This window comes from Duganella lactea (genome assembly GCF_009857505.1).
GTDB classification, from domain to species: domain Bacteria; phylum Pseudomonadota; class Gammaproteobacteria; order Burkholderiales; family Burkholderiaceae_D; genus Rugamonas; species Rugamonas lactea.
In genome coordinates, this window is sequence record NZ_WWCP01000016.1 from 86,514 (window position 1) to 106,996 (window position 20,483).

Annotated in this window: 17 protein-coding genes and 1 tRNA gene; 7 read left to right on the forward strand and 11 right to left on the reverse strand. The window is 63.7% G+C overall.

Annotation, left to right across the window (positions count from 1 at the left end):
• Positions 1-111 precede the first annotated feature (111 nt).
• The 3 genes from GTP44_RS14675 to GTP44_RS14685 all read left to right on the forward strand — a co-directional run bounded on the left by GTP44_RS14675 (position 112) and on the right by GTP44_RS14685 (position 3,662).
• On the forward strand, positions 112-1,506 hold the full coding sequence (locus GTP44_RS14675; RefSeq protein WP_161020004.1) for an MFS transporter: 1,395 nt from the start codon (positions 112-114) through the stop codon (positions 1,504-1,506).
• Positions 1,506-2,600: an aldose epimerase family protein gene (locus GTP44_RS14680; RefSeq protein ID WP_161020005.1), complete on the forward strand. Its 1,095-nt coding sequence runs from the start codon at positions 1,506-1,508 to the stop codon at positions 2,598-2,600. The genes GTP44_RS14675 and GTP44_RS14680 overlap by 1 nt, the downstream gene beginning before the upstream one ends.
• A gap of 69 nt (positions 2,601-2,669) precedes the next feature.
• Positions 2,670-3,662 carry a LacI family DNA-binding transcriptional regulator gene (locus tag GTP44_RS14685; protein ID WP_161020006.1) on the forward strand — a complete coding sequence of 331 codons (993 nt, stop codon included), beginning with the start codon at positions 2,670-2,672 and terminating at the stop codon, positions 3,660-3,662.
• 15 nt (positions 3,663-3,677) lie between these two features.
• Here the strand turns inward: GTP44_RS14685 and GTP44_RS14690 are convergent, their stop codons facing one another.
• Genes GTP44_RS14690 through GTP44_RS14705 form a run of 4 tightly spaced genes read right to left on the reverse strand, consistent with a single transcriptional unit; the run spans position 3,678 to position 7,225 of the window.
• Positions 3,678-4,940, reverse strand: coding sequence for an FAD-dependent oxidoreductase (locus tag GTP44_RS14690; protein WP_161020007.1), 1,263 nt, complete (start codon positions 4,938-4,940; stop codon positions 3,678-3,680).
• On the reverse strand, positions 4,937-5,197 hold the full coding sequence (locus GTP44_RS14695) for a (2Fe-2S)-binding protein (RefSeq protein ID WP_160992156.1): 261 nt from the start codon (positions 5,195-5,197) through the stop codon (positions 4,937-4,939). The genes GTP44_RS14690 and GTP44_RS14695 overlap by 4 nt, the downstream gene beginning before the upstream one ends.
• Positions 5,190-6,296 carry an NAD(P)/FAD-dependent oxidoreductase gene (locus GTP44_RS14700; RefSeq protein ID WP_161020008.1) on the reverse strand — a complete coding sequence of 369 codons (1,107 nt, stop codon included), beginning with the start codon at positions 6,294-6,296 and terminating at the stop codon, positions 5,190-5,192. Before GTP44_RS14700 ends, GTP44_RS14695 begins: the two co-directional genes overlap by 8 nt.
• Positions 6,293-7,225: a 4-hydroxyproline epimerase gene (locus GTP44_RS14705; RefSeq protein WP_161020009.1), complete on the reverse strand. Its 933-nt coding sequence runs from the start codon at positions 7,223-7,225 to the stop codon at positions 6,293-6,295. The genes GTP44_RS14700 and GTP44_RS14705 overlap by 4 nt, the downstream gene beginning before the upstream one ends.
• A gap of 83 nt (positions 7,226-7,308) precedes the next feature.
• Between GTP44_RS14705 and GTP44_RS14710 the strand changes: the two genes are divergently transcribed.
• From GTP44_RS14710 to GTP44_RS14720, 3 genes are all read left to right on the forward strand, one after another.
• Complete coding sequence (locus GTP44_RS14710) at positions 7,309-8,085, forward strand: AraC family transcriptional regulator (RefSeq protein ID WP_160992159.1); 777 nt, start codon at positions 7,309-7,311, stop codon at positions 8,083-8,085.
• A gap of 92 nt (positions 8,086-8,177) precedes the next feature.
• On the forward strand, positions 8,178-9,746 hold the full coding sequence (locus GTP44_RS14715; protein WP_371867225.1) for a type VI secretion system Vgr family protein: 1,569 nt from the start codon (positions 8,178-8,180) through the stop codon (positions 9,744-9,746).
• 3 nt (positions 9,747-9,749) lie between these two features.
• Positions 9,750-10,415 carry a DUF3304 domain-containing protein gene (locus tag GTP44_RS14720; protein WP_229256917.1) on the forward strand — a complete coding sequence of 222 codons (666 nt, stop codon included), beginning with the start codon at positions 9,750-9,752 and terminating at the stop codon, positions 10,413-10,415.
• Between the two features lie 27 nt (positions 10,416-10,442).
• On the opposite strand, the gene GTP44_RS14725 is transcribed toward GTP44_RS14720, so the two are convergent.
• From GTP44_RS14725 to GTP44_RS14750, 6 genes are all read right to left on the reverse strand, one after another.
• A complete protein-coding gene (locus GTP44_RS14725; RefSeq protein WP_161020010.1) occupies positions 10,443-12,809 on the reverse strand; it encodes a beta-galactosidase in 2,367 nt (788 codons plus the stop codon).
• Positions 12,809-14,089, reverse strand: coding sequence for a DUF2264 domain-containing protein (locus GTP44_RS14730; RefSeq protein ID WP_161020011.1), 1,281 nt, complete (start codon positions 14,087-14,089; stop codon positions 12,809-12,811). The genes GTP44_RS14725 and GTP44_RS14730 overlap by 1 nt, the downstream gene beginning before the upstream one ends.
• A gap of 13 nt (positions 14,090-14,102) precedes the next feature.
• The gene (locus GTP44_RS14735; protein WP_229256918.1) at positions 14,103-15,242 is read right to left on the reverse strand and encodes a glycoside hydrolase family 88/105 protein; all 1,140 of its coding nucleotides are present in this window, start codon (positions 15,240-15,242) and stop codon (positions 14,103-14,105) included.
• A 3-nt stretch (positions 15,243-15,245) separates the two neighbouring features.
• The gene (locus tag GTP44_RS14740; RefSeq protein ID WP_161020012.1) at positions 15,246-18,116 is read right to left on the reverse strand and encodes a TonB-dependent receptor; all 2,871 of its coding nucleotides are present in this window, start codon (positions 18,114-18,116) and stop codon (positions 15,246-15,248) included.
• 361 nt (positions 18,117-18,477) lie between these two features.
• The gene (locus tag GTP44_RS14745) at positions 18,478-18,687 is read right to left on the reverse strand and encodes a hypothetical protein (protein WP_161020013.1); all 210 of its coding nucleotides are present in this window, start codon (positions 18,685-18,687) and stop codon (positions 18,478-18,480) included.
• A gap of 225 nt (positions 18,688-18,912) precedes the next feature.
• Positions 18,913-18,989 (reverse strand) — tRNA-Met (locus GTP44_RS14750).
• 133 nt (positions 18,990-19,122) lie between these two features.
• Between GTP44_RS14750 and GTP44_RS14755 the strand changes: the two genes are divergently transcribed.
• A complete protein-coding gene (locus GTP44_RS14755; protein WP_161020014.1) occupies positions 19,123-19,527 on the forward strand; it encodes a VOC family protein in 405 nt (134 codons plus the stop codon).
• Between the two features lie 7 nt (positions 19,528-19,534).
• Here GTP44_RS14755 and miaA read toward each other — a convergent pair whose 3' ends face one another.
• Positions 19,535-20,482, reverse strand: a complete 948-nt coding sequence (gene miaA, locus GTP44_RS14760; protein WP_161020015.1) for a tRNA (adenosine(37)-N6)-dimethylallyltransferase MiaA — start codon at positions 20,480-20,482, stop codon at positions 19,535-19,537.
• Between the last annotated feature and the right edge of the window lies 1 nt (position 20,483).

The following is a 20,483-nucleotide window of genomic DNA, read 5'->3' on the forward strand; positions in this document are numbered from 1 at the left end:
ACAACATTCTGCTTGCCTAACGTATTCTATGGTTGTACGATGACATACGACTAAGCATGATCTCGTGGAGACCGAGAGATCATCACCATAAACACCACAATAAGTGATGCCATGAACCTGAGCGAGCCTGTAAATGCGCAAGCGGTGGGACGATCCGTCGGTAAATACCGCTGGACCATCTGCGCCCTGTTGTTTTTTGCCACCACCGTCAACTACCTGGACCGCCAGGTATTGAGCCTGCTGGCGCCTTCCTTATCGGCGGAGTTCGGCTGGAGTAATACCGACTACGCCAACATCGCCGCCGCCTTCCAGTTTGTGTACGCCGTGTCGATGCTGTTCGCCGGCCGCGTGGTCGACAAGATCGGCACCAAGGCCGCCTACGTGGTGGCGATCGTCATCTGGTCGTTGGGCGCGCTGCTGCACGCCTTCTCGGTGCCGATGGGCGAGATGGCGGTGTCCTTCCTGGCCATCTTTGGCGTGATGGCGGTGCCGTCGATTGTCGGCTTCATGATTTCCCGCGCGGTGCTGGCGGTGGGCGAGGCCGGCAACTTCCCGGCCGCGATCAAGGCCACCGCCGAATACTTCCCGAAAAAGGAACGCGCCTTCGCCACCGGCATCTTCAATTCCGGCGCCAACGTCGGCGCCATCCTGGCGCCGATCACCGTGCCGCTGCTGGCGGCCGCCTGGGGCTGGCAGGCCGCCTTCGTCGTCATCGGCGCGATCGGCTTCCTGTGGATGGGTTTCTGGCTGTGGCTGTACGACAAGCCGGAACAGCAGAAGCGCCTGTCGGCCGCCGAACTGAGCTACATCCGCAGCGACTCGGCCGCGCCTGTGGCACCGAGCGCGGCGGCGCCGGCCAACAAGGTCTCCTGGTTCCAGCTGCTGAAGTATCGTCAGACCTGGGCCTTCGCCATCGGCAAATTCATGACCGACGGCGTGTGGTGGTTCTTCCTGTTCTGGCTGCCAACCTATCTGTCGGCGCAGTACGGCATGAAGGGCGAAGCCATCGTGTTGCCATTGGCCGTGCTGTACAGCATGACGATGATCGGTTCGATCGGTGGCGGCTGGTTCCCGAGCTACTTCATGGCGCGCGGCTATGCGCCGTATGATGGCCGCATGAAAGCCATGTTGGTGATCGCCTTCTTCCCGCTGGTGGTGCTGCTGGCGCAGCCGCTGGGGGCGATCAGCTACTGGGTGCCGGTGCTGCTGATCGGTATCGGCGCCTCGGCGCACCAGGCCTGGTCGGCGAATATCTTCACCACCGTGTCCGACATGTTCCCGCAAAAATCGGTGGCCTCGGTGGTCGGCATCGGTGGCATGGCCGGCGGCCTCGGCGGCGTCGCGCTGACCAAGCTCGGTGGCTGGGTGTTCGACTACTACAAGACCATCAACGATATCCACACCGGCTACATGATCATGTTCGGCATCTGCGCCGTGGCCTATCTGGCGGCGTGGTCGGTGATGAAGGCGCTGGTTCCGCGCCACAAGGAAATCACCGACCTGTGATGCGCTGGCCCCTCCTGGCCGCGTCGCTCGCGGCCTGCGCCTCCGCACTGGCTGCTCCCGGCATCCAGGTGGAGGCGTATGGCGTCACGCAGGCCGGCCAGAAGGTCGACAAGGTGACGCTGGAGAATGCGCGCGGCATGAAGCTGGCGTATATCGACTACGGCGCCACGCTGATCCAGGCCGAGGTGGCCGACGCGGCGGGCCAGCGCCGCAACGTCATTCTCAGCCTGCCGGACCTCGCCGCGTTTGAACGCACGCGCGGCCGCTATGGCGCCATCATCGGCCGCTATGCCGGCCGCATCGCCAACGCGCGCTACACGCTGGATGGCAAGACCGTGCAGCTGGTCGCCAACAGCAAGGGCATGGCCATCCACGGCGACCCGCTGCCCTACGACAAGCGCGTATGGCGGCGCGCCGATTTCAGCGACCAGGAATCGATCGGCTCCGTCTACCGCCTGCATAGCCCGGACGGCGACCAGAACTTCCCCGGCGCGATGGACATCAGCGTCACCTATCGCCTGCTGCGCGACAGCGACGAATTCCGCATCGAATATCAGGCCACGACCAGCGCGCCGACGGTGCACAACCTGACCAATCACCTGTACCTCAATCTGGCCGGCGCGGCGGCCAACACGCTGGAAGGCCATCAGTTCCAGATCGCCGCCGACCGCTATCTGGAAACCGACGCGGTGCGCATTCCCTCCGGTGCGCTGCTCGATGTGACGGGCACGCCGTTCGACTTCCGCAGCGCGGCCAGCGTGCACGCGCGGTTGCCGTCGGTCCCCGGCGGCTACGACCATAGCCTGGTGTTTGCCAAGCCGGTGGGCGAGTACGCGCGGGTGGCGGTGATCACCGGTGGCGGGCGTCGCATGGAAGTCAGCACCAGCGAGCCGTCGGTGCAGCTGTACACCGTCAACGGCTTCAATGGCACGGAGATCGGCAGCGAGGGCGTGGGCTACCAGCGCTACGGCGCGTTCGCGTTTGAAACCCAGCATCTGCCGGATAGCCCCAACCACGCCGCCTTCCCCAGCACGGTCTTGTATCCTGGCCAGGTATTCCGTTCCCGGACCAGCTTCCGCTTCAGCGCCGACTGAGGCATGATGCCGCCATGATAAGATTGTCGCTTTGGCGCGCCATGCGCCAAGCATTCCGACCGTCTTGACATGAAAAAAAATGTAGCCACCATCCGTGACGTTGCCGCCGCCGCCGGCGTCTCAACGGCGACCGTCTCCAAGTTTGTCAACGGTGCGCAGCGCTTCTCGCCAGCGGTGGAAGCGACCATCACGGCAGTGATTGCGAAGCTGGGCTACCGCTCCAATCCACTGGCCGCCTCCATGATCACCGGCCGCACCAAGAGCATTGGCCTGTCGGTGCTGGACATCGGCAATCCGCACTTCGCCAGCATCGTCAAGGGCGCCAACCGCGTGGCGCAGGCGCACGGCTACACGCTGCTGCTGGTGGACACGGAGGAAAACCCCGACCGCGAGCGCCAGTCGCTGGAAGCGCTGAGCCGCCGCGTGGACGGCATGCTCGTCTTCTCGCGCATGGCGGAGCAGGACATGGACTGGATGACGGAGCTGGGCAAGCCGCTGGTGTTCTTCGGCCGCCTGGCGCGGCTGCCGATTCCATGGGTGATCAGCGACGACCACCAGGGCGCCGGTCTGCTGGCGCACCATCTGCTAGTGCAGGGACATACGCGCATTGCTTACCTGAGTTTTCCACGCTCGCGGCGCGATGAGGAGCGCATCGGCGGCATCCGTGAATGCCTGGCCGCGCATGGGCTGGAACTGAGCATCCACCAAGGCGGGGCGCCGACGGCGGCGGAAGGGGAGCGCATGTGCTCCGCGATCATGCGCGGCGCGGCGCATCCGGATGCGCTGATCTGCTACAACGACCTGATGGCGTTGGGCTTCATGAAGGCGGCGCAGGCACTGGGCTTCACGCTGCCGCGGGACTTGTCGGTGGCCAGCTTCGATAATATTGAATACGGTTTATACACTTCGCCGGCGCTGACCACGGTCGATCTGCAAAGTGAACGCATGGGGACCGACGCGATGGAGAAACTGATCGATACGCTGGCCGGTAAAGCGCCGCCCAACACCACCACGATCGCGCCGCGACTGATCGTGCGCGGCTCGACCATCGAGCGCCATTAACGCTGGGCGGTTTGCTTAATCGATGATGCTGGAAATGCGTGTGGGCGAGATCGGCAGGCGCACCGCGTCCGGCCGCCAGCCGTATAGCACTTCGGTGGCGCCGCCGCAGATGCGTCCCTGGCATGGCCCCATGCCGCAGCGCGTCTGCAGCTTGGCGCTGCGCCACGAAGTCTGCGTGCGCAGGTCGCCGTGGCAGACGTCTTCGCAACGGCAGACGATGGTATCGTCGCTGGCCAGCGTGCGCAACTCCGGACGCAGCGCAAATGAACGCCCCAGCCGCTCGGCGAATTTACGCCAACGCGTGCGCGCTGCAAACACGCCGCGCGCCTGTTCCTTGAGACCACTGGCGGACAGCCCGGCAATGTGCCCCTCGGCCAACGCCAGATCGACACCACCCACGCCCGTGCCTTCGCCGGCGCAGTAGACGCCGGGCACCGAGGTCTGTTGCCATTCATCGACCTGCACCACCGTCTGCGTATCGCGCGCGACGGTGGCGCAGCCCAGCGCCTGCGCCAGTTCCACGTTGGGCAGCAAGCCGTAGCCGCACGCCAGATAGTCGCACTGCAGGATGTCCAGTTCCTGCTCAAAGCCGCGCTTTACCTGCACCGATTGCAGCGCGCGCTCGCCCTGTGCCGAATGCACGTAGCTGTTGCGCCAGTAAGGCACACCGCGCAGCTGCGCATTCAGTTGCAGCGCTTGCGCGATCTTCGACGGCGTCGCCAGCAGGCCCAGGCCGAAGCGCAGCAGCGCCGGCGTGGCGGCCTGCTCGATGATGGCGACAATGTGCGCGCCCTTGCCCTTCAGCGTGGCGGCGGCGGCCAGCAGCAGCGGGCCGCTGCCCGCCACCACCACGCGCTTGCCTTCCAGCGGATAACCGCCCTTGGACAGCGCTTGCAGGCCGCCGGCGCCGGTCACGCCGGGCAACGTCCAGCCGGGGAAGGGCAGCAGGCGCTCGCGCGCGCCGGTGGCGATGATCAACTGTTTGTATTGCAGCGTGTTCGATGTGCTGGGCGTCTGCACCAGCAGGTGCTGCGGCTGCGGCGCGTACATCACGCGCGTCTGCGGCAGGAATTCGACGTTCTCGAAGCCGCGCAGTTCTCCCAGCAGTTGCGGCGCGCGCGGATCCGACTGCGTGTCGGGCGCGCCGCGCCAGATCTGACCGCCCGGATAAGGATTGTCGTCGATGATGCCGACGTGCGCGCCCTGCGCCGCCGCCGCATGCGCCGCCGCCAAGCCGGCCGGACCGGCGCCCACCACCACAATGTCGAAGTACTTCATATCGTTCCCTCGATTGCGGTGACGACGCGCATGCCGTCGGCGCATAGAGTCTGGCACGACAACTGGTGCGGAACGCCATCGATGCTGACGCGGCACTCCTGGCAAACGCCCATGCCGCACAAGGGCGCGCGCATGGCGCCGCCGACCGAGCGGCGGGTGACGAGGTGGCCGGCCATGGCGATGGCCGCGGCCACGGTGACGCCGGGTGCCACGCTAATACGGTTGGCGTTGATGCTGATGGTGATCTGGTCAGGCATGGAAGCGTCCCGGTAGATACGGCGCAAGCGGGATGCGCGTTTTTTGATTCTGGATCTGGGCGGCCAGCAGTTGCGCCGTCGCCAGCGAGGTGGTGATGCCCAGACCTTCGTGGCCGGTGGCCAGCCACAACCCGCGCCGCGTGGCGCCAGGGCCGATCAGCGGCAGGCCGTCCGGCGTGGCGGCGCGGAAGCCGGTCCAGGTACGCAGCACGTTCAGATCCGCCAGACGTGGCGTGAATGTGGCGGCGTGCTGCAGCATGCGTTGCAACATGGCCGGCTCCACCGCCGGATCGACGGTGTCGAACTGGCGCGAGGAGCCGATCAGAATTTGTCCGGTAGGCCGCGGCTGCAGATTGAACGCCACCGAGTCGCCACTAGCGGCGTGCGCGCTCTTGATGTAGCCCAGCTCCACCAACTGGTGCTTGACGAAACCGGGATAGCGGTCGGTGATGGCCAGGTGGCCTTTCTTCGGTTGCAGCGGCAGCTCGGGCAGCAGGGCGCCGGAACGGACACCGGCGGCCAGCACGATGTGCTGCGCTTGATGGCGCGTGCCGTCACTCAGCACCACGCCGTGATCTTCAATCGCCGTGACCGTGGCGCGTTTGGTGACGGCGCCGCGCCGTATGGCGCGGTCCAGCAGAATGCGCGCGGTCTTGGGCGGATATACCAGACCGTCGCCCTTGACCAGCAAGCCACCGGCCAGGCCGGCGCGCAATTGCGGCTCGCGCGCATACAACGTGGCGGGCGTCAGCATCTCGCACTGCACGCCATGGCCGGCCAGCGTGTGCGCCTTGGCCAGCGCCGCCTCCATTTCCTCTTCATCGGCGGCCACCCAGATGGTGCCGCAGCCGCTGTATTCGTGACGCTGCGGACGATCGCCCACCAGATCCTTCCACAGCGCGACCGAGTAGGCCGACAGCGCCAGTTCGGCCGGGTTGTCGTCCATGACCACCAGGTGGCCCATGCCGGCCGCCGTGGCGCCGCCGCCGGCGATGTCCTGCTCGACGATCGCCACGCGCATCCCGCGCTCGCTGAGCACGTCCGCACACGCGGCGCCGACGATGCCGGCGCCAATGACGATCACTTCGGCATTATTCACCGTATGCCCCAGACGAAGGGATCGGTCGGATCGAGGATCAGCTGCGCCTGCGCATTGACCCAGGCCTTGCCGCGAATGCTCGGCAGCAGCTGGCCGTCGCGCACGCGGTACGAACCTTCGAACACGCTGCCGATGACGCTTTCCTGCTTCCAGGTCGCGCCTTCGGCCAGCTTGCCATCGGCCGCCAGGCAGGCCAGCTTGGCGCTGGTGCCGGTGCCACAGGGCGAGCGGTCGTAGGCTTTGCCGGGGCATAGCACGAAGCTCTGGCTGTCGGCGCCGGTGCGCGAATCGGCAAACAGTTCGATATGATCGATCACCGCGCCGTTGTCGCCGGTGATGCCCTGCTCGGCCAGCGCCTGCGCCACCGCCACCGTGTAGCTGGTCAGCGCCTCCACATTGCGCACGCCCAGTTCCAGACCGTGATTCGCCACCAGGAAGAACCAGTTGCCGCCGTAGGCGATATCGCCAGTCACCGGGCCGATGCCCTGCACCTCGACGGTGACGGCGGCGCGGCTGCGGTAGGAGGCGACGTTGTCCACGGTGACGCTGCCGTCTTCGTGCAGTTCCGCCTCCACCACGCCCACCGGCGTGTCGATGCGGTGGCGACCCGGCCCGATGCGGCCCATGAAGGCCAGCGAAGCCACCAGGCCGATGGTGCCGTGGCCGCACATGCCCAGATAGCCGACGTTGTTAAAGAAGATCACGCCCGCCACGCAATCCGGCGCGTGCGGCTCGCACAGCAGGGCGCCCACCAATACGTCCGAGCCGCGCGGCTCGCAGACTACGGCGGAGCGGAAGTGGTCATGGTCGGCGCGCAGCCGTGTCACGCGCTCGCTGAGTGGACCGGCGCCGAGGTCAGGACCGCCTTCGGTGACCAGACGGGTAGGTTCGCCGCCGGTATGAGAATCGATGATGGAGATGTTTTTCATGCTATAAATCTTAGGCCGGGCGCCCCGCGCTGTCTTGCACGGGCTACGCACAATGGGTGACGAAATCTGCACAGTAGTGCACAATGAACCGTATGCATACCGAATCCGACAACAATCACGCCGCGCGCCGTGGCATGGGCGCAAATATTGCCGATCCCTTTTTCGCGGAGGGCCTGTTCGACGCGCTGCCGGACGTCGTGTTCTTCGTCAAGGATGTCGAGGGGCGCTATGTAGTGGTCAATCAGACGCTGGTCCAGCGTTGCGGCCAGCGGCACAAATCGGCGCTGATCGGGCGCACGCCGGCCGAAGTGTTCGCCCATCCCTTCGGCCAGACCTATCAGGCGCAGGACTTGCAGGTGCTGGCCGGCGAGGCGGAGATTGAAGACCAGCTGGAGCTGCACCTGTATCCCAACCGCGATCCCGGCTGGTGCCTGACGCGCAAGCACGCGCTGCGCGATGCGCAGGGTCGCATCGTCGGCCTGACCGGCATCTCGCGCGACCTGGCGATGGCGGACAAGAAGAACCCTGCCTACCGCAAGGTGGCGGCGGCGGTGCATGTGATCCATGAGCAGTATGGCCAGCCCTTGCAGTTGCCGGAGCTGGCGCGCATCGCGAATATGTCGGTGGCGCAGATCGAACGCTACTTCCTGCGCATCTTCCACCTGACGCCGCGCCAGATGATCATCCAGACGCGCGTGGACGCCGCCTCGCGCATGCTGAACGGCGCCGCCAGTGTGGCGGAAATCGCCCAGGCCTGCGGCTACGGCGATCACTCGGCATTCACACGGCAGTTCAAGGCGACCACCGGCTTGACGCCGACGCAGTATCGGCAACTGCGACCGTCACGTGACTGTGCTTAGGATTGCGCAAGCTCAAAAAATGCTTTAAACCGTCGTGACATCATCCCAGACTTGCGTGGCTCGTCATTGCCGCGTGGCGAACGGGAGATACTGTGGAGAGCGATGAGGACTTCTTCAGCTTCATGACACTGGCCAAGGAACTGGTGACCGACAACCGCCCGCTGCGGCTGCGGCTCGACCTGGCCGGCGGCGCCAACGACGACATGCTGCTGCCGCAACGCGTCTACGGCGCCGAGACGATCTGCGGCGGTATTGAATACCGCGTGCTGTGCGTGTCCGGCAACGCCCAGCTACCGCTGAAGCAACTGATCGCCGTGTCGGCGGTGCTGGAACTCGTTACCGACCAGGGAGACTTGCGCAGCGTGTGCGGCATCGTCACCGAAGCCAGCTCGGGCGACAGCGACGGCGGCCTGGCCAGCTATCAGTTGGTGCTGCGCGACGCGCTGGCGATCCTGGAAAAGCGCAGCAACACGCGCGTGTTCCGCAACATGGACGAAATCGAAATCGTCCAGCGCATCCTCAACGAATGGCGGCACAAAAGCCCGGTGCTCGGCATCTGCTTCAAGCACGAGACCGACGACGCCTTCCACGTGCGCACTTACCCCAAGCGCGAATTCACCATGCAGCACAACGAATCGGAGGCCGCCTTCATCCGCCGCCTGCTGAAGCGGCGCGGCATCGGCTGGTACATTCGCGCCGACGGCGATGCCCACACGCTGGTGCTGTTCAACAACGCCGACAGTCTGCGCCGGAACGCCGCCGGCACCATCCGCTATCACCGCGACAGCGGGACGGAGGAACGCGACACCATCACCGCCTGGAGCGCCGTGCGCAGCCTGCAGCCCGGAACGGTAACGCGCCACAGCTGGGACTACATGAACCCGCAGGGCAGGGACTTCATGCTGGTGGACGCCCGCAGCGGCATCAACCAGGGCGTGAACGGCAACGAGTTGGCCGCCACGCTGGACGACTACCAGATCCTGCCGCCGCACGCCGGCGACGACCACGAAGACTTGTTCCGCTTCGGACAGTTGCGCATGAGCCGGCACGACTACGAATCGAAATGCTTCCATGGCGAAGGCAGCGTGCGCGACCTGTGCGCCGGCGAATACTTCACGCTGGCCGAGCACCCGGAGGTGGACCAGCACCCACCGGAGGAGCGCGACTTCGTCGTCACCGCTTTGCAGGTAATGGCGCAGAACAACCTGCCCAAGGCGCTGGCCGCGCGCGTGGATGGCCTGTTCGCCCGCAGCCGCTGGATGCATGGCGCCGCCGAACAGCAGATGCAGCGCGAGGTGGCGGACAAGGTGGCCCGCGGCCCCAGGCTTCCACTGGTATTGAGTAATGATCAAATCGCTTTATTAGGGCGCGCAATGAAGACAGATCAAATTCTTGCAAATTTGCGCAAAATGCGACCAGGAAAACACGCTGACTATTCAACAGCGACGGCATTCGAGTATGCCCATCGTGCGCGGGAAATGTGGATCGCTGCGGGGCACGTTGAAGACACCGAGTTGGTGCTATTGGTTCGCGCCGTTTTTGATACTGATGGTCGTCTGTTACATCACGTAGCGCTAGATAACGTGCTGGCACAGACAGATCCCGTTTTGCGCCGCAAGGACCTGCATCGCATAGCAAGCACCTTGTTGGCAGAGCGCTGAACCATGAAAAAATATTTGATCCTGTCGATACTCTCCGCAGTATTCGGAACCGCGCTGTGGTTTGGATACGCAGAGATTTCATCCCGATCCCGCAACGATGATTTTTCTCCAGTGTCGATCACCGGTGTACAGCATCTTGGACGTGGCTACATGATTTCGGAGTTCTATGTCGATAAATACGGAGGAGACACCGTTGGGAGAGAGGGCGGTGGTGGTTCGATACTTTGCTGCGCAATGCTGCCAGTAAAATGGCGACCTGGGCTCACTGTTGAAATCAGATGGGGAGTCGAAGATTGGACCCACGCGAACGATGCTGAGATCGCAAAGGGAAACTATGAAAGCGTTAGTGATGCAAGGTTGTATATAGCCAAGGTACCAGTAGAAAAGTATGACGAACCATATGATTTAATTGTCCACTTCTTTCCACGCGGAAGAGTACGGGTGGTAGGCGACAAGACCACTCACGGCGGCACGGTAATCGCTGCCCAACCAGCCCTGAAAGCGCTTGGGAAAGCGGTCGCGGTGGATGGCGACTTAACGATGTGCCCTCAATGCAAAGGCAACTTCCCGATACAGGTCGCCTCCAGCGACAGGCACCATCACGGCAAAGCCCTTGCTTACGATGGCGACAAGGCTGCTTGCGGAGCCAAGCTGATCTCCTCAATCTGACCTCATCGCCATCCACACAAGCAAGCGTCAGTTTTCCTTCACCAGCTGGTTGCCGACGTAGGCGCGGAAGTGCTTGATGCGGCCGGTGACACCCTCCGGTCCCTGCCGCGGCGTGTAGCGCAGGCCGGCCACCACGTCGTCCTTGCCAAGGTCGATGATCAGGCGGTGCGGGTGTTTCGCGCCCGGCGCCATGGCGGCCTTGCCGCTGTAGGCGGTGTGCCAGAAGTCCGAGGCCTGGCCGTTGATGGCGTTGAGCGCGCCGCCGTCCTCCTTGGTGAACTCCTCGCTGCTGACGTAGGCGATGGTCCAGTTGGACTGGTTCAGCGGCTTGCCGTCGGCGCCCAGCAGCGCCAATTCGGCGACGGCGGCGTACTGCTTGCCGTCAAAGGCGTCCACCGATTCAAGGCAGAACTGGCGGCCTGTCAGGGGCTGCGCAAACTTCACGTCCTGCACGGCGGAGCCTTGGGCGAATTCGCCTTCATACGCCGGCTGAACGCCGTCCAGCGCCGGTTTCACTTTGCTCGGTGGTCGTGGCAGGTCCAACTCCGGACGCAGCTTGTCGAGGATCGGCGTTTTCAGACCTTCGATGCGCGCGCTGCGCGGGCCGGTCAGGTCCAGCACCACCACTTCGTTGTGCCCTTGCTTGATCCATGGGCCGGGCAGGTACATGGTCTGCGTCGGGCCGATGCTCCAGTAGCGCCCCAGGCAGCGGCCATTGACCCAGACGATGCCCTGGCCCCAGCCGCTCATGTCGAGGAAGGTGTCGCCGTTGCGCGTGACGTCGAAGCTGCCGCGCCAGAAGGCGGCGCCTTGTGCGCGGCCGGTCTTCCAGGTCAGCGGTGGCAGCACGGCGTCGGCGTCGAAGTCGATGGCGCGGATTTCCCAGTTCTCCAGCGGTTGACCGTTGAAGCGCACCGGCCCATGCAGGCCTTTGCGGTCGTGGATCTCGACGCCGAAGTTGACGCGGGCGATGGTGTACAGCAGGATCTCCAGCGTCGCCGGCTTGCTGCGCGCCGGCAGGTCGATACTGAAGCGGCGGTGGCGCGTGTCCATCGTGCCGACCTCCTTGCCATCGATGCTGACCCACGCCAGGTCGCGTACCTTGGCCGCCTCCAGCTTGCCGGCGGGGCCGGCGGGCAGCGTCACACGATAGGAGACGATGCCGCGGCTGATGTCGTACTGCTCGATCGGTTGCGGCGACACCGCGCGGATCACGTTCGCCGGCAGCGCGGCGGCCACCGTGCAGGATTCCTTCAGCGCGAATGGTTTGATGGCGATGAGCGGGTTGGCCGCCGGCGCCGGTGGCAGTTTTTCGCCGGGCTGCAGGAAGGGTTTGATGCCTTCGCGGTAGGCCTGGAACTTCTCGCCGACCCATCCGGCTTCGCTGATCGGGGCGTCGTAGTCGTAGCTGCTGGTGTCGGGACGGAAGGGGCGGTCGCAGCCGCCCCACAGGCCGAAGCTGGTGCCGCCGTGCGCCATGTACAGGCTGAAAGAACCGTTCATCTTCAGCATGGTCTGGATGTCGGCGACGGCGCCGGCGGCCGAGCCGCGACGGTGTGGCGCGCCCCAGGTGTCGAACCAGCCGGAGTAGTATTCGCCGCACATGCGCGGGCCTTTCTGCACCTGGTCCAGCGCCTTGAAGCCGGTCAGCGGATCGCTGCCGAAGTTGGCCACGTTGAACAAGCCGTCGATGTGGCTCTTGACCACGGCGTTGGTCGGGTTGCACTGGAAGAGCGGCACGTCGAAACCGGCGTCCTGCAGCATCGCTTTCATGTCGCGCATGTAGTCCAGGTCTTCGCCGAAGAAGCCGTATTCATTCTCGACCTGCACCATCAGGATCGGGCCGCCGTGGGTGATCTGCAGCGGGCCAAGCACGCGGCCGACTTCCTTCATGTAGCGGCGTGCTGGTTGCACGAAGTTGGCATCGCGCGTGCGCAGGAAGGCGTCGCCCGGTTTCTTCAGCAGCCACCATGGCAAGCCGCCCATTTCCCACTCGGCGCAGGCATAAGGACCCGGACGCAGGATGACCCACAAGCCTTCCTGCTGCGCGAGCTTGCAGAACTCCGCCGCGTCGCGCTGGCCCTGCCAGTCGAAGCGGCCTTCGCGCCATTCATGGTAGTTCCAGAACAGGTAGGCGCAGACGGTGTTCAGGCCCATCGCCTTGATGGCCTTCAGGCGGTGCTGCCAGTATTCACGCGGCACGCGGGCGAAGTGCATTTCGCCACAGCGGACCTGCAGGCGCTGGCCATCGAGCATAAAGTCGGTGTCGGAGATGGTGAAGCGCGTCGCGGCTTGTGCGGACATTGGCAGCAGCATGCTGCCGATGGTGGTCGCCGCGGCCGCGGCGCCTGCGCCGCGCAATACGCGGCGGCGGTTTTTGGATTGGATCGTCATTAGTAGTTTACGGGATAGTCTTTAGGGAAGCGGGCGCCGGAGAAGGCTTTCTTTTGTGTCCAGTCTTGCGCTGGCGCGGTCCAGTAGCTGTCAGTGGGCGGCAGGCCCAGAGGCAGCAGGCTGGCGGATGCGATGTACATGCTGCCGTTGTTGGAGTACCAGTCACCCAACTCCGGCTGATGGCCGACGAAGCCGATGGTCAGGTAGCCGTCCTTGGTGAAGTTGGACGGCGCCGACCAGATGATGCTGTGCACCGCTTGCAGCGCGGCGCGGATCTGACCTTCGGGCAGGCTTTGCGGCAGTTGTTTGCGCAGCGCCAGCAGCGCCAGTGGCTGGAAGGCGGCGGTTCGGTAGGTGAGCGAACGGCCGATGGGCGGGAAGCTGCCGTCGGTGGATATGAAGCGCTCCAGGTGTTCGCCGTAGCGCTGCATGCGCTTGATGGCTTGCGCGCGCAGCTCTTCCGGCTTGCCGTTCCAGAACGCGCCTTTTTTCGCCTCCAGCACGTCAAGGATTTCGACCAGCATCGGGTGCATGACGAAGGCGTTGTAGTAGTCGAAGTGGAAGGCTTCGCCGTCCTTGATCCAGCCATCGCCGACGTACCATTCGTTGATTTTGCGGATGGCGACGTTCATGCGCAGCGGGTCGAATTCCTCACCGATCGACATCAGCCAGGCTTCGTTCATGGCGGAGAACAGCATCCAGTTGATGTACGGCGGTTCGATCCGGCGCAGCGCCTTGATTTCGGCGATGATGCGCTGCTTGGTCCTGGCGTCCAGCGGCTCCCACAGCGCCTTCGGCGCGCGCATCAGCGCGTTGGTGAAGTAGGCGGAATCGACCAGCGTCTGGCCCGGGCCTTTCCACAGCAGGTAATCCGGATTGGATGGGTCTACCGAGTTGGTGTAGCTTTGCAGTGCCAGCTGGTGCAGGCGCTTGCGCGTGCGGCCTTCCGCCGTGCCGTCGTCCGGCAGCGCGAGCCAGGGGGCGACGCCGGCGATCAGACGGCCGAAGCATTCCAGATAGGCCACGCCTTTGTCGCGTCCATCCCAGGTGGGACTGACTTCGAGGTTGAAGTTTTTCTTCAGCGTGCCGGCGGCCATATTGGTCAGTACCGGTTCTGTCATTTTCTGTGCCAGCGCCGCCAGCTGGGCGCGGGCTGCCGCGCCGCTGGCGTCGGCGGCGGTTGCAGGCGTCGCGGTTGCCGCAATGGCCGCGCCCTGTGTCGCCGCCATGCCGCCGGCGGCGGTGGCGGCGAGGGTGTGGATAAAGTGTCGTCGTTCCATTCAGTCTCCGTTGTTATTGTCGCAGCAGGCGCACCATCTCGGAGGATGCCAGCAGGTAGGCGCCGACGCCAAATGGCGTGGTCGAATTCTGGTCCACCACCTGGCCCGGAATCGCCCGCTCGCCGATCGGCTGCACGTAGCCGATTTTGCCGTCCGGCTGTAGCGCCGTCTTGCTCAGATAATGCCAGCCTTTGCGCACCACCGGCAGATACGCGTCGCGCTCCAGCAGGCCGTTATTGATGCCCCACAGGTAGCCGTAGACGAAGAAGGCGGTGCCGCTGGTTTCCGGGCCCGGCGCGTGCTCGGCGTCGAGCAGGCTGCGGGTCCAGTAGCCGTCTGCGGTCTGCGCTTGCTTCAGCGCCTGCGCCATGCCCTGGTACTTGGCGATGTATTCGTTGCGGTGCGGGTCGTCCTTCGGCAGCTCCTGCAGCACTTTCGCCAGCCCGGCGAACACCCAGCCATCGCCGCGTGACCAGAAGTCCTTCTTGCCATTGACGCTCTTGTGTTTCGGGTAGACGTAGCGCGCATCGCGGTAGTACAGCTTTTCGTCGCTGTCGTACATGATGCTGTTGGCGTATTCGAAGTACTCGTGCAGCTTGTCGAGATACTGGCGATTGCCGGTGATACCGTACATCTTGGTCATTACCGGCATCACCATGTACAAGCCGTCCGACCACCACCAGTAATCCTTGTTCGGCGTGCTCATCTGGTATTCCATCACCTCACGCGCGCGGGCGATTTTCTTCGGATCGGGATCGAGCTGGTACAGGTCCGCATAGGTCTGGAAGCAGATCTGCCAGTCGCCGAACAGCACATGCTCGTCGGTCTCGCCGTACCGATACTTCCATTCAGCCTTGTTGTTGGACTTGGCGCCTTGCCACTGGTTGTGGATCGCCCAGTCCTCCGAATATTTACGCCACACCGGGTTGCCGGTGATCTTGTAGGCCTCCATATTCCCGGTGTGGTAGGCGGCGATATCCCAGAACGACCATTGCTGCGGCTTCTCGCGCTGCTGCCAGTAGTTATTGACCTTGTTGATTATGCCGACCACCTCCTGCTCGGAGGTGTCGACCGCCGGCGGCGCCGAGGCGCAGCCGGCCAATACGGTCACGCTGGCCGCCATCAGCGTGACGGCGTAGAGTCGTTTCATCATGGCTTACAGTTTCCCCCGGATGCCGAATTTGATCGTCCGGCCATCATACTTCGCATAGTCCATCCGCGTCTTCTTGCCGTTGCCGTATTGGCCGCTGGCGTCCTCGAAGTAATCGTAGGCCAGCGTGTTGCTCAGGTTAAGCGCATCGATGCGGAACTCCAGGTTGTCGTTGAACTGGTAGCTGATGTTGGCATCGAGGTAGCCGCGGCCGGCGCGCCAGCGGATCAGGTCATCGCCGTTGTTGCGCGGGTTATCGCCGTGCAGCGACTTGCCCTTGTAGTTGTAGGACATGCGCGCCGCCCACTTGCCCTGCTCGTAGTAGACCGTGCCGCTGTAGGCGTACTTCGGCACCGAGTTGACCTCGATCTCCTTGCCCGCGTTGGTGATCCACTTGGCGCTGTTGAACGGATTGATGTGGGTGTAGCTGGCCAGCGCGCCCATGCCGTTGAAGGGCGCCGGCAGGAAGCTGAAGGCCTGCTGGTAAGCCAGTTCGTAGCCCTTGAGCTTTTGTTCGCCGGCGTTGGTGTAGGTGCGCAGCGTCATCGGCAGGTTGGGATCGACGCGGCCGTTCGCGTCCTGGAACAGCGGGCCGAGGGCCGTATCCGGCAGGCCGAGGGAGCCGAAGCTGACCACGCGCGTGTTGGCGACGGTGGCGTCGGTCAGCGTTTTGTGGAAAACGCCGGCCGACAGCAGGCTGCCCGGCTGGAAGTACCATTCCAGGCTGGTGTCCAGATTCTTCGACTGCTGCGGACGCAGGTTGGGATTGCCCGAGGTGGCGCTGGTGTCGAACTGGTTCGGGATCACCGTCTGCGCGGCGATGATCGACAGCGAGGCGCGGGTGATGGTTTTGCCCCACGAGGCGCGCCACATCAGTTGATCCGTGACGTCCAGCGCGGCGCTCAGCGCCGGCAGCACGTTGCTGTACGAGCCCTGTTCGTGATTCGGCGAGTAAGTCAGGCTGGCACCTTGCTGCTTGAAGTTGTCGATCTTGGTGTCGGTCTTCGAGTAACGCACGCCGGCGTTGATGCGCAGTTCGCGGCCGGCGATTTCGCCCTTGAAGTCCGACTGCACATAGGCGGTCTTCACGTCTTCCTGCGCTTCAAAGCTCTGATTGGGCTGGAAGGTCGATTGCGGGTTGTACACCTCCGGATCGAACTGCGAATAGAAGTAGCCGCTGTTCCAGGTGGCCCAGCTGTGCGGCCAGCCGGCGCCAAAGTCCAGATGGTCGATCGGCAGTTGCGAGGTCATCGCGTTACGCAGGCCGGCCGCGCCGATGCTGTTCAGCTTTGCGGTGGCCAGCGCGGTGCCGTTGCGCTTGTTGACGCCCTTGAGGGTGGAGACGAACGTCAGGCCGGACTTCAGGTGGCCGGTCCAGCCGCCGGCCAGGTCGTAGTCGTAATCGGCGGCGACGCGCGCCTGCTTGCCCTTGTCGGTTTCCTTGGTCTTGCCGCTGCTGATGGTGAAGCCGCTCCAGCTGTTTGGATCGGTGTAGCTGGTCGGTGACGAGATCGACGGATAGACGTGATCGTCGCCGTAGTCGATGGTCGAGGTGGCGCCGTAGATGTAGCCCGACAGCGTGCCGCCGGCGCTGGTGGCGGTGCTTTGATTGAGGCTGGCCTGGCCGCTCAGCGTCAGCTTGGGACTGGCCTTCCAGCTGGCGTTCAGGGCGCCGTAGCCGAATTTGGTCTCGTCCTCGTTGTAGCTGGCGCCGCCGTTGTAGGTGGTGTTGCCGAAGGTGCCGGTCAGCAGATTGGTGCTGGGGTCGATCTTGACGTTCAGCGGAATCAGGCCGTTGTTGCCGGCGGCGCCGACCGGGGCGTTGCGGTTGGTGGTGGCCGTGCTGCGGATCAGGATGCCGAACAGCTGTTCCGTGCGGGTGTTCTTCAGCTTCGAATACATGGTGTCGAGGCTGACGTTGAGGGTCGGCGTCTTCCACTGGACCGACGACACCAGACCATCGCGCGTGCGCTCGTTTTCCGAGCCGTAGAAGCGGTAGATGCGCGGCAGGAAGGCGTTGGCCACCTGGTCGCGCGTGTAGCCGCCCAGATTGGCCAACGGGCTGTTGAAGTCCAGCGACAGCCCGAAGTTGCCCTTGACCGGATTGGCGCTGCCGTTGGCCGAGCTGTTGTAGCCGCCCGTCGCCTCAAAGCCGGAACGGGTGTTGACGTTGCCCGAGTGCGAGGCGCCGATCAGGAAGCCGAGCTTGTCCCAGGTGTTCGAGTACAGCACGAAGCCGTTCGGGTCGTTATGCTTGGAGGCGGTGTTGTAGGTGTCGGTCAGGCCATAGCGGATGGTGCGCTTCGGATTGTCGAACGGACGTGGGGTCTGCAGATCGACCACGCCGCCGAGGCCGCCTTCGCTCAGCTCGGCCAGCGGCGATTTGTAGAAGTCGACGCGGCCGAACAGCTCGGAGGCGAAGACGTCGTAGTTAAAGCCGCGCGCGGCCGAGCCGATGGTCGAGGTCGACGTGGTGTTGACCGGCGCGCCGTTGAGGGTGGTGACCACGTATTCGGTCGGCAGGCCGCGCACCGAGATGCGCTGGCCTTCGCCGGAGGCTTCGTCGCGGTTCAGGATCACGCCGGGCACGCGCTGCAGCGATTCGGCGATATTCGCCTCCGGGAACTTGCCGATGTCCTCGGCGACGATGGAGTCGCGCACGCCGATCGCTTGCTGTTTCAGGTTCAGCGCTTTTTGCAGGCTGGAGCGGAAACCGGTGACGACCACGGTGTTGGTGCTGGCGTCGTCGGCCGCAGGCGCGGGCGACTCGCTGGGGCTGTTGGCGGGGGCCGCCGGACTGCTCTGGGCCAGGCCGGCGGGGGCATACATGGCCGCCAAGGCGAGCGGAATCAGTGTCTCCAATATTTTCTTTTTCATATTTTCCTCAGTGGTGTCGTTCTGGGAGCGCAGGATGTCTGATGACCTGTCAACAACAAGACTAATCACTTCGGGTTTTTGCGGCAACTTGGGCGCCAAACGGTTTATTGCGCCGCATCATCGCTGGATAATGACGCGCGCCGCCTATGGGTAAGGCGTTTTTGTCTATGTGAACAAATTGAATACAAACAACATTGGGGCGATTTGGCGGGAGTGGTATGTCCACTTCGTATAGGCGAATGCAAATTTTCTATACGATTTGTGGAAAAAATCCGACGAGCGGTCTCAAACCAGCGGTGGCGGCCGGACGTTGATCACGCGGGTGGTGGTGATGCTTTCCAGTTCATCGGGAATACGGACGTTACGCATCTTCCTCGTCGCGAATCTCTCTTACAAGATCATTCGGGATTGGCCCAAAGCTGAGCAGAAAGTCGCGATATGTGTTGATGGCCGCGATGCGACGGGCGCGTTCTTCGTAGTAGCCGGGGGTTTTGATCATCTCCTGGACGATCATCGCGAAGTCCTCGTCGGACATCGTTTCCTGCACGGGTTCGGATGGGCGGTCGTTCATGCGGCACCTCCTGTCAGGCAGTGTAGTTTGTGCCGCTTGCGGATGGTCAGTTTGATTTGTCGCAGGTGTGCAAAACGGCCGTTTTTCACGGATGTCGATATGCGTCGGTTGCTGATGTGTTTGCTGTGGCGAGCACTACCATGTGGACTTCGCCGTGCCTTGCGAATACCGCTGAAACGGAAAAAGCCGTAAATCATTTATCATGATTTACGGCTTCCGGAATCTTGGTGGTGATAGGTGGACTTGAACCACCGACCCTAGCATTATGAATGCTATGCTCTAACCAACTGAGCTATATCACCTGCAACGCGAAGCATTATCGGGGATGGAGGTCTGACTGTCAAGGCGGACCTCCAACTTTTTTGAAAAAAGTGACGTCTGTCGCGTGATGGACGTCGGAACATTGGTATATTTGTATTTCCGAATGGGGGCAACATGACTACCAACATCTTTGTGAATCTGCCGGTGCGGGACCTGCAGAAATCCATCCAGTTCTTCGCCCATCTGGGTTACAGCTTCAACCAGCATTACACCGACGACTCGGCCACCTGCATGATCGTGGCCGAGAATATTTTCGTCATGCTGCTGACCGAAACCCGCTTCAAGGAGTTTACGCCCAAGCCGATTAGCGACGCGCACCAATCAACCGAGGTGCTGGTGTGTCTGCAGGTGGAGTCGCGCGAGGCGGTGACGGCGCTGGTCAACAAGGCCATCGAGGCCGGCGGCAGCGCCTACAAGGAGCCGCAGGATCACGGCTTCATGTACGGCCATGGCTACCAGGATCTGGACGGCCACTTGTGGGAGCTGGTGTACATGAGCGGCGAGCCGCCCAAGAGCTGAGGTTGGCTTAGCCCAGCCGTTCGGCGATCCGCGCCAGCATGATGGGCGCGGGATCGGGGCCCAGGCAGTCGATGACCACGCGCTCCGGCATGGAGCGCAGCCACGTCAGCTGCCGCTTGGCCAGCTGGCGCGTGGCGATGATGCCGGTCTCGCGCATGGTCGGGTAATCAATGGTGCCATCGAGGTATTCCCACGCCTGGCGATAGCCGACGCAGCGGATCGATGGCAGGCCCAGATGCAGGTCGCCGCGCCGGCGCAGCGCTTCCACCTCGGTGATCAGGTTGCCGTCCGGGCCTTCCTCCAGCATCAAATCGAAACGGCGCGCGATACGCTGGTGCAGTACGGCGCGGTCCGACGGTTCCAGCGCAAACGACAGCAGCTCGAACGGCAGCTCGGTCTTGTCGCGCAAGGCCAGCAGCTCGGACATCGGCTTGCCGCTCAGCGTGTAGATTTCCAGCGCGCGCTGGATGCGTTGCGCGTCGGCCGGCGCCAGGCGGGCGGCGGTGTCGGGATCGACGGCGGCCAGGCGCGCGTGCATCGCCGGCCAGCCGAGGCGCGCGGCTTCCTCATCGAGCGCGGCGCGCACGGCGGGATCGGCGCCGGGCAGGTCGTCCAGCCCATCGGCCAGGCCTTTGAAGTACAGCATGGTGCCGCCGACCAGCAACGGCAGCTTGCCGCGCGCGCTGATCTCGTCCACCAGCCGCAGGGTGTCCTTGCGAAACTGCGCCACCGAGTACGCATCCAGCGGGTCGATGATGTCGATCAGGTGATGCGGCACGGCGGCCAGTTCTTCCCTGGTCGGCTTGGCGGTGCCGATGTCCATGCCGCGATACACCAGCGCCGAATCGACCGAGATGATTTCCGACGGGATGCGTGCCGCGATCGCCAGCGCGCAGGCGGTTTTGCCCGACGCCGTCGGGCCCATGATGGCGACGGCCAGTGGTTTGCCGCTCATG